Here is a 14,408-nt window from a genome sequence, read left to right as displayed (position 1 = left end):
GGGTGCTCGAAGCAGTGGAAGCGGACCGTCAACTCCGCCCGGCCCCGAGCGTCCCCGACGAAGCGGCCCGCGCGTTCTACCTCGCCGTGCTGGCGGAGGGGGGCCGAATCGCCCGGGACGAGACGGCGGAGGCCGACCGGGAGTCGATCGACCAGTTGCTCGCGGTGGGGCTGCTGATCTCCAATCCGCTGGACCGCTCGTACGTGGCGGTCAGCCCTCGTGAGGTGGGCGTGCGGCTCAGCGCCGACCTGCGCCGGGAAGCCACCCGGTTGTTGCTCCGTTCCGACGAGCTGCCTACCGAGTTGGGTGCGCTCACCCGCGCGTACGAGGCCAAGCCGTGGGTGCTCGAACCGGGGCAGCAGACGAGTTACGTGGAGGGGCGGGAGGAGATCCGGCAGCGGATCGCCCAACTGGTCTCCGAGAGCAAGTCGGAGCTGATCACCGTCCAGCCGGGGCCCCGTCTGGTCGGGACGATCGAACTGGCCCTCCAGCAGGACCTCGCCTTCGTGCGGCGTGGCGGGAGTCTGCGCACTCTCTACCAACCAGTGGTGCTCGACCAGCCGGAGACCGTCTCCTACGCGGCCGCCGTCTCGGCGCACGGCGCCGGCATCCGGGTACTGGACGAACCGCTGGAGCGGATGATCGTCATCGACCGCTCGATCGCCGTGATCTCGGCTGCCGAAGATCACTCCCGGGCCGCCTTCGTGGCGGAGCCGGCCACCCTGGCCTTCCTGGTCCGCGCCTTCGAACGGACCTGGGCCCGCGCCGAAGCCGTCCGCTGGGGCGAGCTCCCCGACCCCCAGCAGCGCACCCACACCCAGATCGGCCGCCTCCTCGCCCAAGGCCTCACCCAACGCGCCGTCGCCACCCGCCTCGGCCTGAGCGAGCGGACGGTGGCGGCCCACATCGCCCGGCTGCGCGACCGGCACGGGGCGCAGACGCTGTTCCAACTGGGGTGGGCGATGCGCGGTGAGTGAGGCGGACCTGCTCGCGGTGGCGACCACCGAGGCCGAACTCGCGGTCTACGCAGACATCCTGAACGAGGGTGGCCGGGTGCCGTTCCACGCGGTGGCCGGTGCGGACGCGGCCGTCGTGTTGCGACTGATCGAACTGGGACTACTCGTCCACAACCTCGCCGACGCCTCCCTCTCGGCGGTGAACCCCCGGGCGGTCGGCGAGCGGATCGCCGCCGAACTCCGCTCCACCGGGACCAGGCTGTTCACCCGGGCCGAGGAAGTGCCCACCCTGTTGACGGAGTTCGCCGAGGCCTACGACCGTGCGCCACGCCCCACCGACCACCTCGGCGAGGTCCGGCACATCAGCGACTTCGAGGAGATCCGGCACCGGATCATCCAGATCGAGGCCGAGTGCCGGGAGGAGATCCTCGCCGCTCAACCGGGGCACCGACCGCCGCAGCACATGGACGCGGCAGCCGACCGTGCCCGCGACGTTCTGGAGCGCGGCTGCGCCATGCACGTGCTCTACGGGCGAGAAGCCAGGGTCGACCCCGCCACGGCCGAGTACGTCGCCACCGTGACCGGTTGGGGCATGAAGCTCCGCGTCCTCCGCGAGCCCTTCTCACGGCTGATGATCTTCGATCGTCGGGTCGCGGTCGTTCCGGCAGCCCCCGAGAACAGCAGTGCGGCCTTCATCGAGGACCCTGTGGTGGTCACCTTCCTGGTCTCGGTCTTCCAGCGCGACTGGGAGCGGGCCGAGCCCGGTCGCCCACACGGCGTGGACGACCCCGCGGTCACCCCGGCTCACGAGCACGTCGGGCGGCTGCTGGCACAGGGGCTGACGCAGCGGGCGGTGGCGAGCCGACTCGGCCTCAGCGAGCGGACGGTGGCTGGGCACATCGCCCGGCTGCGGGAGCTGCACGATGCACAGACGCTGTTCCAGTTGGGCTGGTTGATGCGCGGTGAGTGACGTGGACGGGCTGCTGCCCGACGAGGCCGAGCGGGCGCTCTACCTGGCGGTGCTGGAGAAGGGCGGGCGGGTGCTGCTGCGGGACGTGACGGCCGAGGACATGCCTGCAGCGCTGCGCCTGATGGAGATCGGACTGCTGGTCCACTACCGGCCGGACGAGTCGCTGTCGGCGGTGAACCCGCGTGCGATCGGAGAGAAGATCGGCACCGAGCTGCGGTCGGCCGGGATGCGGCTGCTAGCCCGGGCGGAGGAGACACCGGCGCTGCTGGCGGAGTTGGTGCACCACTACGACCTGGCGGAGCGGCGGACGGGCCACATCGGCGCGGTCTCCCACATCGAGGACCCGGAGGAGATCCGGCACCGGCTCACCCAGTTGGAGACCGAGCTCCGGTACGAGGCGATGTCCGCACAGGCGGAGCAGACCAGGCCCGCCGCCCACCTCGCGGAGATGCGGGACCGGATCCGCGGGTTCCTCGATCGCGGCGGGGTCGCGCGCACGATCTACCGGGCGGAGGTGAAGGCGGATCCGGCCACGGTGGAGTACGCGGCCACGGTGAGCGAGTGGGGGTACCGGATCCGAGTGCTCAGCGAGCCGTTCACCCGGGTGCTGATCTTCGACCGGCGGGTGGCGGTGATTCCGGCGGCGGCGGACAACAGCAGCGCGGCCTTCGTCGAGGACCCGGCGGTGGTGGACTTCCTGGTGGGGGTCTTCGAGCGGGACTGGGCGCGGGCGGAGCCGGTGTGGTGGGAGACGCTGGCCGAACCGGGGGACGGGACACCGGTGCACGAGCAGGTCGGGCGGCTGTTGGCGCAGGGGCTGACGCAGCGGGCGGTGGCGAACCGGCTGGGGCTCAGCGAGCGGACGGTGGCGGGGCACATCGCCCGGCTGAGGGAGCTTTACGACGCCGATACGCTCTATCAGCTTGGATGGCTGATGAGGGGTCAGCGCGGCGGAGAGCCGCGCTGACCCCCGGGGAACCGTTCGCCCCGCCGGGGGTACGGGGCGAACGGAAGTGTGGAGCGGCTGGGTCAGCCGGTGGCGACGCCGGGGGCCCAGTAGCCGAAGGAGGAGCCGGCCTCCTGGCGCGGCAGCGGGAACTGCTCGCCGGGGGCGGTCCAGAAGCCTTCGCGGAGGGAGAGCGCCATGCCGGCCCAGTCGAGGGCGGTCTCGACGGTGTGGTGCAGGGCCTCCTGCGACCAGGTGTCGTCGAAGACCAGCGGCAGCACTGGGGCGACCTGCTCGATGGTGGCGATCAGCGGGTTGTGCGTGATCGCCTCGTCCACCAGCAGCACGATCGGCTTGCGCAGCGCCGAGGCCCAGCCGAGCTCCAGGCTCACGCCGGCCGAGAGCGGGGCGCCGACGTACGCGAAGACCAGGTCGGCACTCTGCAGCGCCCGGAAGTCCGAGGGCACCCGCGGCTCGGGCGCCCGCCCGGCCACCGTCCAGGCATCGCTGTGGTGCGCGCTGTACACGGCGGCACCGCTGCGCAGCAGCGTGGACCGCAGCGTGGTCAGCCGAGTCCGGCTGGCCAGCGTCACCACGCTGTCGGCCGGGCCGGTCAGCCGCATGAGCGGTGCGGCCAGGAACACCCGAGCGCGCCGACCCTCGGGGGTCTGGGCAGCACGATCGCGCAGGTAGGGCTCACTCATGTCGACTCCGGGGGAGGAAGGACGGGGGAGCGGACAGCCGCTGCCGGTGGAGCGGGCCGGGAGATCCGCTCGGCCGGCACCGTGCTGTGCCGGTTCGGTGGTGTTCCTCGGGCGAGCTGTCGCTGACTGACGGGGGACCGCATCAGCACCGGGGAGACGGCGGGTTGTTCCCGGTGAGACCTGCTGATCGTCCAACGGCCGGAGCCGGTACGTCCACTGACACATGGTGGCATCTGGCTGCCTGGCAGCGAGATGACGCACCTTGCAGAAAGCGGACGCAGTGACAGTGACCCTGTCTGTGAGGCATGATCTGAGCTAATGTTCGAGGCTTCATTTTTTGGTGAGGCATAACCCCGAGGAAGGATTTGGTCGCAATGTCTCGCATGCGCCGTTTTGTTCGCTTCGTCGCCGTGCCACTTGCCCTGGGTGCAGCGATGTTGACCAGCAGCAATCTGGCACACGCTGCAGACAGCGCCTGGACGCGAGCCACGACGGTCGTCTCGGCCGATCAGTCGATGGCGAAGGCCCTGCCCACGGTGTCCCCGCTGGACTCGGCCTGGACCTGAGCCGCCTGTTCCTGCTGCTCCCACCCGGGCGAACGGGGCGTCCGGGCGAACGATGTCACCCGAAGGCTTCGGTCGACTCGACGACTTCGGGGTTGGTCCTGGCCAGGACGTAGCCCAGCTGGAAGAGCGACTCCACGTGGTACTCCTCGCGCATCTCAGCGATATGGCGGGCCAAGGTGCGCTCACTGATGCCCAGGCGTCGGGCGATAACGCGGTGGTTGATCCCCTTCAGCAGGAGATCGATGATCGTCTGACGCAGGCGGGAAACGACTTGTGGCGGAACTGTCCGTGTTCCGTCAAAGTCCAACCCCCGACTCCAGTTCCGCTCGAATACCTCTTCCACAAGGTAGCTTATGACGGCCTGATCGTGAATGAACGCGGCCAAGTTTAGATCCTCGGCCACCGGAATCACGGCAGTTCGACGGTCGATCACGATAAGTCGCGTGTAGGGCTCGTCGAGTGTCCGTACTTGACCGCCGTGTTCGGCTATCGCGGCAACGTAGTCCCGGGTCGGCGGGTGGTACCGGGTGCTCGGGTGGTAGATCGTCCGGATGTCGGCGCCGCGGCGCAGCATTTCGAGATCCCGGTCGATCACGCCGGCCAGTGCCTCAGGGGGACGCGGCCCGCCGGGTTGGGCGGCCAGCATTTCCTCCATGCAACTGCTGACCAGCTGGCCGAGACGCTGGTTGATCAGCACTTTGCCTCGGACATACTCGATCGTGCCCCCGGTCTGCTCCGGCACCCGGAAGGACTCGGCGAGCTCCTGGAGCTCGGCGGGCAGCGACACGGCCCGGTTGAGCAGGTCCAGCGCCTTGCGCTGCCAGGTGGTGCTGAGACGGACGGACAGCTGCTCCGGATCTATGGCGACCAGCACGTCGGGATTGTCGGTGTCCGGCACGAGCAGGCCGATATCCGTCAGCTCGTGCAGGCAGCCGCGCACGGCCTCGTCGGTGTCCGCCGGACGGAGCCGACCGTGGGCTCTCATGACCGATCGGTAGAGCTCCCTGGCCTCGGTGGAGAGAACTCCCAAACCGCCGGTGGTGAGCCCGGGCTCGTCCGTCTCAGTCATCTGGGCTCCTTGCCGTCGGCTGATCGGATGGACGGGTGTTGTGCGCCCAACGGGGATCATATGGGGGCACTGCCGATGGGCGACCGTGAGTATTGAATTTGCCGCAGTCATCACGACTGGGTCGCACTCTCTCACCCAAAGCCGAGCCGCCGACACCCCCTGTTCGAAGGGTATCGGCGGCATGGGCGACGCACCGCTCAGCGCTTCGGCCGCCAGACGACCAGGGCGCTGGACTGCTGGACGGACTGGTAGGGGACGAGGTCGCGGCGGTAGGAGGCGTGGACGGCGGCCTCGCGCTGCTGGAGGGAGCTGGCGGTGGCGTCGAGGGTGGCGGCCAGTTCGGTGATCCGGGACTGGAGGGCGGCCACCTGGTTCTCGAGCTCGATGATGCGCTTGATGCCGGCCAGGTTGATGCCCTCGTCCTGGGAGAGGCGCTGGACCTCCCGCAGCTGCTGGATGTCGCGGGCCGAGTAGCGGCGGCCGCGGCCGGCCGTGCGGTCGGGGCAGACCAGGCCGAGGCGGTCGTACTGGCGGAGGGTCTGGGGGTGCAGGCCGGAGAGCTCGGCGGCCACCGAGATGACGTAGACGGGCGTCTCTTCGGTGAGCTGGTAGGTGACCCGGGGCGCCGAGGCGCGGCGGGTGCCGCCGGGCAGGCCCTCGCCGAGGCCGGGGCCCGGACCGATCGGTTCCTGGCTGTTCATGGGATCACGCATCATCTGGTCACGCTCCCTCCGCCGCCCGGAAGAGGTCGGCTCGTGGGTCGTCCGAGGCGGTGGCCTCGCGATACTGCTCCAGGGCCGTCAGGGCGTCGCCCTCGACGCTCTTCGGGACCGCGACCTCCACGGTGACCAGCAGGTCGCCGCGGGTGCCGTCCTTGCGGGTGGCGCCCTTGCCCCGGGCGCGGAGGGTGAGTCCGTTGGCGCTGCCCGCCGGGAGGCGGAGCTTGACCGACGGGCCGGCCAGGGTGGGCACCTCGATGGTGCCGCCCAGAGCGGCTTCGGGGAAGGACACCGGCACGGTGACCGTCAGGTTGTCGCCCTTGCGGCCGAAGACCGGGTGGGGGTCGACGTGCACGGTGACGTAGAGGTCGCCCGGCTGCCCGCCGCGCTCGCCCTGGGCGCCCTTGCCCTTGAGCCGGATGCGCTGGTCGGCCTGGACGCCGGCCGGGATGCGGACCTGCATGGTGCGGGCCGAGGAGGCCCGGCCGCTGCCGTGGCACTCGGTGCACGGGTCGTCGACCAGCATGCCGCGGCCCTTGCAGTCGCGGCAGGGCTCGGAGAGCGCGAAGGCGCCCTGGCCCCGGCTCACGGTGCCCGCGCCCACGCAGGTGGGGCAGACCCGGGGGGTGGTGCCGGCCTTGGCGCCGGTGCCGGCGCAGACCTTGCAGGGGGCCTGGCTGGTCATCCGCAGCGGCACGGTGGCGCCGTCCACGGCCTCCTCGAAGGAGAGGGTGACCTCGGTCTCCACGTCCGCGCCCCGGCGCGGCTGGGCCTGTCGGCCGCCGCGGTTGAACAGGCCGCCGAACACGTCGCCGATACCGCCGCTGCCGCCCTGGGCGGAGCCGGAGAAGAGGTCGCCGAAGTCGAAGGAGGCGCCGCCGCCGGGCCCGCCGGAGCGGAAGCCCCCGGAGCCGAACAGGCTGCGGGCCTCGTCGTACTCCTTGCGGCGCTTGTCGTCCGAGAGCACGTCGTACGCCTCGGAGATGTCCTTGAAGCGGTCCTCCGCCTTGGCGTCACCCTTGTTGGCGTCCGGGTGGAACTCGCGGGCCAGCTTCCGGTACGTCTTCTTGATCTCGGCGGTGGTGGCGTCCTTCGGCACACCCAGGACCTTGTAGTAGTCCTTCTCCACGTAGTCCTTGGCACTCATGCCTGCCACAACCTCCCGAAGTGCATTTCGATATGCCGCTGCGGAGCCGTCCGTCGTACCTGACGACGTACGACTCCGCAGCGCACAGACTGTCAGCTTTCGGCGGAGCCGTCAGCCTTGTCGCCCGAGGGCTTGGCGGGCTTCTCCGCGTCCGAGGACGCGGCGCCCGGCTGGGGCTCGGCCACGGCCACCATCGCCGGGCGGATGACCCGCTCGCCGATCCGGTAGCCCGGCTGGAGGATCTGGACACAGGTGTCCTCGGTGACGTCCGAGGAGTAGCTGTGCATCAGCGCCTCGTGCAGCGTCGGGTCGAAGGGCTCGCCCTCCTTGCCGAACTGCTGCAGGCCCAGCTTGGCGACCACCGTCTCCAGGTTGTCGGAGACGGACTTGAAGCCACCGGTGACCTCGCCGTGCTCACGGGCCCGGCCGATGTCGTCCAGCACCGGGATCAGGGCCTCCAGGATGTTGGAGACCGCGATCTCGCGCACCGTCAGCCGGTCGCGCTCGACCCGCTTGCGGTAGTTCTGGTACTCGGCCTGGAGCCGCTGCAGGTCGGCCGTGCGCTCGGTGACCTCGCGCTGCGCTGCGGCGAGCTCCTCCGCGGCGCCGCCCGAGACCGCCTCCTCGGCGGCCTTCAGGACGGCCTCCTCGGCGGAGTCGTCGCCGGGCTTGTCGCCCTGCGGCTTCTCCGTCATGCCTTGTCACCCTTCGGCTTCTCGTCGTCGACGATCTCGGCGTCGACCACGTCGTCCTCGGCCTTGGCCTCGGCGGAGTCACCGGCGGGGGCGGCCGCGTCGGCGTTGGCGTAGAGGGCCGCGCCGAGCTTCTGGGCGGTGGTGGAGACCTTCTCGGTCGCCTCGCGGATGGCCGCGATGTCCTCGCCCTTCAGGGCCTCCTTGAGCTCGGTGATCGACGTCTCGACCTCGGTCTTGACGTCGGCCGGGAGCTTGTCGGCGTTGTCCGCGATGAACTTCTCGGTCGAGTAGACGAGCTGCTCGCCCTGGTTGCGGGTCTCCACGGCCTCGCGGCGCTTGTGGTCCTCCTCCGCGTACTGCTCGGCCTCGCGCATCATGCGCTCGATGTCGTCCTTCGGCAGCGCGGAGCCACCGGTGACGGTCATCCGCTGCTCCTTGCCGGTGCCGAGGTCCTTCGCGCCGACGTGCATGATGCCGTTGGCGTCGATGTCGAAGGTGACCTCGATCTGGGGCAGGCCGCGGGGGGCCGGCGGCAGGCCGGTCAGCTCGAACATGCCGAGCTTCTTGTTGTACGCCGCGATCTCGCGCTCGCCCTGGTAGACCTGGATCTGCACGGAGGGCTGGTTGTCCTCGGCGGTGGTGAAGATCTCGGAGCGCTTGGTCGGGATCGTGGTGTTGCGCTCGATGAGCTTCGTCATGATGCCGCCCTTGGTCTCGATGCCGAGGGACAGCGGGGTGACGTCGAGCAGCAGGACGTCCTTGACCTCACCCTTGAGCACACCGGCCTGCAGGGCGGCGCCGATGGCGACGACCTCGTCCGGGTTGACGCCCTTGTTGGCGTCCTTGCCGCCGGTGAGCTCCTTGACGAGCTCGGCCACGGCGGGCATGCGGGTGGAGCCACCGACCAGGACGACGTGGTCGATCTCCGAGAGGGAGATGCCGGCGTCCTTGATCACGTTGTTGAACGGGACCTTGCAGCGCTCGAGCAGGTCGGAGGTGAGCTGCTGGAACTGGGCCCGGGTGAGCTTCTCGTCCAGGTGCAGCGGGCCCTCGGCCGAGGCCGTGATGTAGGGCAGGTTGATCGAGGTCTCCGAGGAGGAGGACAGCTCGATCTTGGCCTTCTCGGCCGCCTCGCGCAGGCGCTGGAGCGCCATCTTGTCCTTGGAGAGGTCGACGCCGTGGCCGGCCTGGAAGACCTTGACCAGGTGGTCGACGATCTTCTGGTCCCAGTCGTCACCACCGAGGTGGTTGTCACCGTTGGTCGCCTTGACCTCGACGACGCCGTCGCCGATCTCCAGGAGGGAGACGTCGAAGGTGCCACCACCGAGGTCGAAGACCAGGATGGTCTGGTCGTCCTTGTCCAGGCCGTAGGCCAGGGCGGCGGCGGTCGGCTCGTTGACGATGCGCAGCACGTTGAGGCCCGCGATCTCACCGGCCTCCTTGGTGGCCTGGCGCTCGGAGTCGGAGAAGTAGGCCGGGACGGTGATGACGGCGTCGGTGACCGTCTCGCCCAGGTACGCCTCGGCATCCCGCTTCAGCTTCTGCAGGATGAAGGCGCTGATCTGCTGGGGGTTGAAGTCCTTGCCGTCCAGGTTGATCTTCCACCCGGTGCCCATGTGGCGCTTGACCGAGCGGATGGTGCGGTCCACGTTCGTGACCGCCTGGCGCTTGGCGACCTCGCCGACCAGGACCTCGCCGTTCTTCGCGAAAGCGACGACGGACGGCGTGGTCCGCGCACCCTCTGCGTTCGTGATGACGGTGGGCTCGCCACCCTCAAGAACGCTGACGACCGAGTTCGTCGTACCGAGGTCGATGCCGACCGCGCGTGCCATCGTGAATACCTCCACAGAAGAGTTGAGCTTTACAGGCTCAAGCATGCACGACGGTCCGTGTGTCGTCAACAGCTATGAGTCGAGGGGGCGCAACTTTACTGCGCGCTTATGTGTGACTTGAGCCGAGTGGGTGAGTGTGGAGGCGGAGCCCGGGTGGTCTTAGTGACTGCCGCCATACCCTGCGCATCTTCTGGCGGAGTATGGGCGAGCGGTAGTGTCCGCCCCGGCCGGGGCAGTAAGTTACCGATGAGTACACTCGACTGACCCCTATCGACAGAGCACCGACGCGAGCCCCCTGGAAGCGGAGAGCCGATGCAGCTAGCAGCGATCCTCATCTCACTGAGCACGACCGTGGTCGGCGTGGCGCTGTTCGCTCGTGCGATCGCGTCGATCTACAAGTTCATCCGGCTGGGCCAGCCCGTGCCGAAGGGCGCGCGGATCAACGATCCGGTGGCCCGCACGGTGACCCTGATCCGGGAGTTCCTCGGGCACACCCGGATGAACAAGTGGGGCATCGTCGGCGTCGCCCACTGGGCCGTCGCCGTCGGCTTCTACGCCCTGATCCTCACCCTGGTCGGCGCGTTCGGCCAGCTCTTCGACGCGGACTTCGAGGTGCCGATCGTCGGTGACTGGGTGCCGTACCTGGTGTTCCAGGAGGTGCTCGGCTTCGTCACCTTCCTCGGTATCGCGGTGCTGATCGTGATCCGCCAGCTGAGCCTGCCGAACAAGTCGGGCCGCAAGTCCCGCTTCGCCGGCTCCAACATGGGCTTCGCGTACTTCATCGAAGCGGTCATCCTGATCATCGGCGCGGCGATCCTGACCCTGCGCGGCATCGAGGGCGCCCAGCTGGGGGTCGACCACTACGAGGCCTCGTACCTGGTCTCGTACCCGCTGGTGAAGCTGTTCTCCGGCATGAGCATCGGCGCCCTGCACAACCTGCTCTGGGTGGTCGCGACCATCAAGATCTCGGTCTCCTTCATCTGGATGATCACGGTCTCGCTGAACACCGACATGGGCGTGGCCTGGCACCGCTTCCTGGGCTTCCCGAACATCTGGTTCAAGCGTGAGGCCGACGGCGCGGTCGCGCTCGGCGCGCTGCAGCCGATGACCAGCGCCGGTGAGCCGATCGACTTCGAGGACCCGGCGGACGACGCCGTCTTCGGCGTCTCCCAGGTCGAGCACTTCTCCTGGAAGGGCATCCTCGACTTCTCCACCTGCACCGAGTGCGGCCGCTGCCAGTCGCAGTGCCCCGCCTGGAACACCGGCAAGCCGCTCTCGCCCAAGCTGCTGATCATGAGCCTGCGGGACCACGCCTACGCCAAGGCGCCGTACCTGCTGGCCGGCGGCGGCAAGTCCATGGAGGGCGAGGAGCAGGCCACCGCCGAGCAGCTCAAGGACGTCCCTGCGGCTGCGCTGGCCGAGGCCGAGCGCCCGCTGATCGGCACCGCCGAGGAGAACGGCGTCATCGACCCCGACGTGCTGTGGTCCTGCACCACCTGCGGCGCTTGCGTGGAGCAGTGCCCGGTGGACATCGAGCACATCGACCACATCGTCGACATGCGCCGCTACCAGGTGATGATCGAGAGCTCCTTCCCGACCGAGGCCGGGACGATGCTCAAGAACCTGGAGAACAAGGGCAACCCGTGGGGCATGGCCACCAAGGCCCGCCTCGACTGGGTCAAGGAGCTCAAGAAGGAGACCGGCATCGAGGTGCCGGTGATCGGTGAGGACATCGACCCGGCCGAGGTGGAGTACCTCTACTGGGTCGGCTGCGCCGGCGCCCTGGAGGACCGGGCCAAGAAGACCACCAAGGCCTTCGCGGAGCTGCTGCACACGGCGGGCGTCAAGTTCGCCATCCTCGGCAAGGAGGAGACCTGCACCGGTGACTCCCCGCGCCGCCTGGGCAACGAGTTCCTGTTCCAGATGCTCGGCGCGCAGAACGTCGAGACGCTGAACGCCGCCCTGGAGGACGCGCCGGTCAAGCGGATCGTCGCCACCTGCCCGCACTGCTTCAACACCATCGCCAACGAGTACCCGCAGCTCGGCGGGCACTTCGAGGTCATCCACCACACCCAGCTGCTCCAGCACCTGATCGACGAGGGCAAGCTGCTGCCGGTCAACCCGGTCGAGGGTCTGATCACCTACCACGACCCGTGCTACCTGGGCCGCCACAACAAGGTGTACAGCCCGCCGCGCGAGATCATGGACAAGGTGCCGGGCCTGCGCCAGCAGGAGATGCACCGCCACAAGGAGCGCGGCTTCTGCTGCGGCGCCGGCGGCGCCCGGATGTGGATGGAGGAGCGGATCGGCAAGCGCATCAACACCGAGCGCGTGGACGAGGCGCTGTCCCTCAACCCGGACATCGTCTCCACCGCCTGCCCGTTCTGCCTGGTGATGCTCTCCGACTCCGTCAACGGCAAGAAGAACGAGGGCGCGGCCAAGGAGCACCTGAAGGTGGTCGACGTGGCCCAGCTGCTGCTCGACTCGGTCAAGGCCCAGCCGGCCGCCGAGCCGGAGGCCGTGGACGCCTGATCCGAGGACGGCTCAACAGGGGCCCCGCCGACCGGTTTCCGCTGGTCGGCGGGGTTCCGTCGTGTTCGGAGCAGCATGCCGGAACGCTGACGAACCGTCCGGAATGCCGGGTCTGGAACGGGTGTGCTCCGGGAGGAAATACAGTAGGCCCAGACTCGCGGCTGTGCGGGTCGTCGCCCGCGGCACGCGGGCGGTTCCGGAGCAAGGGGAGAAGCCCAGACCATGACCCAGGCGATCATGCTGGTCGGTGGCCAAGGCACACGGCTGCGTCCGCTGACCACCCACACGCCCAAGCCCATGCTGCCGGTGGCGGGCGTGCCGTTCATCGCGCACCAGCTGGCCCGTGCCGCGGCGGCCGGGGTCACCCGGGTGGTGCTGGCCACCTCCTACCTCGCCGAGGTCTTCGAGGACCACTTCAAGGACGGCAGCCCGTACGGGATCGAGCTGATCTACCTCACCGAGCGCGAGCCGCTGGGCACCGGCGGGGCGATCCGCAACGCCGCCGAGGGCCTCACCTGCGGCCCGGACGAGCCGGTGCTGGTCTTCAACGGCGACATCCTCTCCGGCCTGGACATCGCCGCCCTGCGGGACAGCCACGTGGCCGCCGGGGCCGACGTGACCCTGCACCTGACCCGGGTCGAGGACCCGCGCGCCTTCGGCCTGGTGCCGACCGACGAGGCCGGCCGGGTGCTGGAGTTCCTGGAGAAGCCCGAGACGCCCGAGCAGATCATCACCGACCAGATCAACGCCGGCTGCTACGTCTTCACCCGCTCGGTGATCGACCGCATCCCGGCCGGCCGGGTGGTCTCGGTCGAGCGCGAGACCTTCCCCGAGCTGCTCGCCACCGGCGCGCTGTTGCGCGGCGTGGTGGACACCTCGTACTGGCTGGACCTGGGCACCCCCGGCGCCTTCGTCCGCGGCTCCGCCGACCTGGTGCTCGGCAAGGTGGACTCGCCGGCCGTGCCCGGCCCGACCGGTGAGGCGCTGCTGCTGCCCGGTGCCGAGGTGGACCCGGCGGCCGTGCTCAGCTCCGGCACCGTGATCTCCGAGGGCGCCGTGGTCGAGGCCGGGGCGATCGTCGAGGCCAGCGTGATCCTGCCCGGCGCCGTGATCGGCCCGGACACCGTGGTCAAGGACTCGATCGTCGGCGCGTACGCCGTGATCGGTGCCCGCACCTCGCTGGACGGCGCGGTGATCGGCGACGGCGCGATCGTCGAGACCGACAACGAGCTGCCGCCCGGCATCCGGATCGCCTGCGGCACCCTGCTGCCGGTCGGCGCCGTCCGCACCACCGCGGGCCCCGGCGGCTGCCCGGCCGGCGAGACGGCCGCGGCCGTGGTGCACGGCCGTACGGTCGCCGCCCAGCGCTGACCAGGCGCCCGCCGCTCCGCGGCCCGCTCTCTGTCACGACCCTGCTGCAAGCCGCTGCGCACCCGCTGCCCGACCCGGGCAGCGGGTACCTTCAGGGTGTGGGTGGACAGGGATACGAGAGCGGTGAGCCCGAGTACTTCACCGCGCCGAACGACGGGTACCACCCGGCTGCCGAGCAGCCGGGGCACACCAGGGCGTTCCCGGCGGGGGAGTACGGCGGGTACGAGACGCACGGCGCGCCGTACGAGGGCTACCAGGAGCCCGGGCGGGCCGAGGAGCCGTACAACGTCGGGGTGTACCGGGCCGGTGGGCAGGCCGCGCCGCGGGTCGGCGGGCCGCGGCTGCCGTGGAAGGCGCTGATCACCGGGATCTACCGGGAGCCCGCGAAGACCTTCGACCGGATGCGCGAGCACCAGGTGTGGCTGCCCGCGCTGACCGTCTCGCTGCTCTACGGCGCGCTCGCCGTGCTGGGCATCGGCATCACCCAGAGCGAGGTCGAGAACTCGACCTTCTCCACCGCGCTGGTCTCGATCCTCTCCGGCGCGGTGATCTTCACCCTGGCCGGCGGGATGCTCGGGGCCGTCACCTACGGCCTGGCCCGGCAGTTCGGCGGGGACGGCCCCTGGCGCTCGACCATCGGGCTGGCCGTGCTGATCGGCTGGACCACGGACGCGCCCCGGCTGCTGCTCGCGCTCTTCCTGCCCGCCGGGAACGTGGTGGTGCAGGCCGTGGGCTGGGCCACCTGGATCTTCTGCGCGGTGCTGCTCACCACGATGGTGCGCCGGATCCACGACCTGCCCTGGGGAAAGGCCGCCGGTGCGGCCGCCGTCCAACTGCTCGCGCTGCTCGTGTTGATCAAGCTGCCCACGCTGGGCTGAGCCCCGGCCCGGGTTCCGTAGGG

General features: G+C 69.8%; 12 protein-coding genes and 1 pseudogene. 7 read left to right on the top strand and 6 right to left on the bottom strand.

Annotated elements, in window-relative coordinates:
- The first annotated feature begins 14 nt into the window (after positions 1–14).
- The 3 genes from CFP65_RS18510 to CFP65_RS18500 are packed head-to-tail and all read left to right on the top strand — an operon-like array spanning position 15 to position 2,893.
- Complete coding sequence (locus CFP65_RS18510) at positions 15–977, top strand: helix-turn-helix domain-containing protein (protein ID WP_104817149.1); 963 nt, start codon at positions 15–17, stop codon at positions 975–977.
- Positions 970–1,926: a LuxR family transcriptional regulator gene (locus CFP65_RS18505; RefSeq protein WP_254552448.1), complete on the top strand. Its 957-nt coding sequence runs from the start codon at positions 970–972 to the stop codon at positions 1,924–1,926. Before CFP65_RS18510 ends, CFP65_RS18505 begins: the two co-directional genes overlap by 8 nt.
- Positions 1,919–2,893, top strand: coding sequence for a LuxR family transcriptional regulator (locus CFP65_RS18500; protein ID WP_254552447.1), 975 nt, complete (start codon positions 1,919–1,921; stop codon positions 2,891–2,893). Before CFP65_RS18505 ends, CFP65_RS18500 begins: the two co-directional genes overlap by 8 nt.
- A 62-nt stretch (positions 2,894–2,955) precedes the next feature.
- On the opposite strand, the gene CFP65_RS18495 is transcribed toward CFP65_RS18500, so the two are convergent.
- The gene (locus CFP65_RS18495) at positions 2,956–3,576 is read right to left on the bottom strand and encodes a hypothetical protein (protein ID WP_158702234.1); all 621 of its coding nucleotides are present in this window, start codon (positions 3,574–3,576) and stop codon (positions 2,956–2,958) included.
- 374 nt (positions 3,577–3,950) lie between these two features.
- On the opposite strand from CFP65_RS18495, the gene CFP65_RS39020 reads away from it, so the two are divergent.
- A complete protein-coding gene (locus CFP65_RS39020; protein ID WP_158702233.1) occupies positions 3,951–4,142 on the top strand; it encodes a hypothetical protein in 192 nt (63 codons plus the stop codon).
- Between the two features lie 55 nt (positions 4,143–4,197).
- Here CFP65_RS39020 and CFP65_RS18490 read toward each other — a convergent pair whose 3' ends face one another.
- The 5 genes from CFP65_RS18490 to dnaK all read right to left on the bottom strand — a co-directional run bounded on the left by CFP65_RS18490 (position 4,198) and on the right by dnaK (position 9,604).
- On the bottom strand, positions 4,198–5,211 hold the full coding sequence (locus tag CFP65_RS18490) for a helix-turn-helix domain-containing protein (protein WP_104817146.1): 1,014 nt from the start codon (positions 5,209–5,211) through the stop codon (positions 4,198–4,200).
- Positions 5,212–5,408: 197 nt separating this feature from the next.
- Complete coding sequence (locus tag CFP65_RS18485; protein WP_104817145.1) at positions 5,409–5,912, bottom strand: heat shock protein transcriptional repressor HspR; 504 nt, start codon at positions 5,910–5,912, stop codon at positions 5,409–5,411.
- A gap of 19 nt (positions 5,913–5,931) precedes the next feature.
- Positions 5,932–7,077 carry a molecular chaperone DnaJ gene (gene dnaJ / locus CFP65_RS18480; protein WP_104817144.1) on the bottom strand — a complete coding sequence of 382 codons (1,146 nt, stop codon included), beginning with the start codon at positions 7,075–7,077 and terminating at the stop codon, positions 5,932–5,934.
- A gap of 92 nt (positions 7,078–7,169) precedes the next feature.
- Positions 7,170–7,772 carry a nucleotide exchange factor GrpE gene (gene grpE / locus CFP65_RS18475; protein ID WP_104817143.1) on the bottom strand — a complete coding sequence of 201 codons (603 nt, stop codon included), beginning with the start codon at positions 7,770–7,772 and terminating at the stop codon, positions 7,170–7,172.
- Positions 7,769–9,604 carry a molecular chaperone DnaK gene (gene dnaK, locus CFP65_RS18470; RefSeq protein WP_104817142.1) on the bottom strand — a complete coding sequence of 612 codons (1,836 nt, stop codon included), beginning with the start codon at positions 9,602–9,604 and terminating at the stop codon, positions 7,769–7,771. Before dnaK ends, grpE begins: the two co-directional genes overlap by 4 nt.
- A gap of 312 nt (positions 9,605–9,916) precedes the next feature.
- Here dnaK and CFP65_RS18465 point away from each other — a divergent pair, with 312 nt between their 5' ends.
- From CFP65_RS18465 to CFP65_RS18455, 3 genes and pseudogenes are all read left to right on the top strand, one after another.
- A complete protein-coding gene (locus tag CFP65_RS18465) occupies positions 9,917–12,136 on the top strand; it encodes a (Fe-S)-binding protein (protein WP_104817141.1) in 2,220 nt (739 codons plus the stop codon).
- A 222-nt stretch (positions 12,137–12,358) separates the two neighbouring features.
- Positions 12,359–13,423, top strand: a pseudogene (locus tag CFP65_RS18460) (sugar phosphate nucleotidyltransferase); the annotation flags it as partial.
- Between the two features lie 182 nt (positions 13,424–13,605).
- The gene (locus CFP65_RS18455) at positions 13,606–14,385 is read left to right on the top strand and encodes a Yip1 family protein (RefSeq protein ID WP_254552446.1); all 780 of its coding nucleotides are present in this window, start codon (positions 13,606–13,608) and stop codon (positions 14,383–14,385) included.
- The last annotated feature ends 23 nt before the right edge of the window (positions 14,386–14,408 follow it).

This window comes from Kitasatospora sp. MMS16-BH015, assembly GCF_002943525.1.
In the GTDB taxonomy this organism is placed as follows: Bacteria; Actinomycetota; Actinomycetes; order Streptomycetales; family Streptomycetaceae; genus Kitasatospora.
The sequence above is the reverse complement of the archived record's forward strand: the minus strand, read 5'-3'. Positions and strand labels throughout refer to the sequence as shown.

What these genes read in the sequence shown, in the direction of transcription:
- CFP65_RS18495 (WP_158702234.1), bottom strand. Translation starts at nt 3,576, where the DNA reads ATGAGTGAGCCCTACCTGCGCGATCGTGCTGCCCAGACCCCCGAGGGT.
- dnaJ (WP_104817144.1), bottom strand. Translation starts at nt 7,077, where the DNA reads ATGAGTGCCAAGGACTACGTGGAGAAGGACTACTACAAGGTCCTGGGT.
- CFP65_RS18465 (WP_104817141.1), top strand. Translation starts at nt 9,917, where the DNA reads ATGCAGCTAGCAGCGATCCTCATCTCACTGAGCACGACCGTGGTCGGC.
- CFP65_RS18485 (WP_104817145.1), bottom strand. Translation starts at nt 5,912, where the DNA reads ATGAACAGCCAGGAACCGATCGGTCCGGGCCCCGGCCTCGGCGAGGGC.
- CFP65_RS18490 (WP_104817146.1), bottom strand. Translation starts at nt 5,211, where the DNA reads ATGACTGAGACGGACGAGCCCGGGCTCACCACCGGCGGTTTGGGAGTT.
- grpE (WP_104817143.1), bottom strand. Translation starts at nt 7,772, where the DNA reads ATGACGGAGAAGCCGCAGGGCGACAAGCCCGGCGACGACTCCGCCGAG.
- CFP65_RS39020 (WP_158702233.1), top strand. Translation starts at nt 3,951, where the DNA reads ATGTCTCGCATGCGCCGTTTTGTTCGCTTCGTCGCCGTGCCACTTGCC.
- dnaK (WP_104817142.1), bottom strand. Translation starts at nt 9,604, where the DNA reads ATGGCACGCGCGGTCGGCATCGACCTCGGTACGACGAACTCGGTCGTC.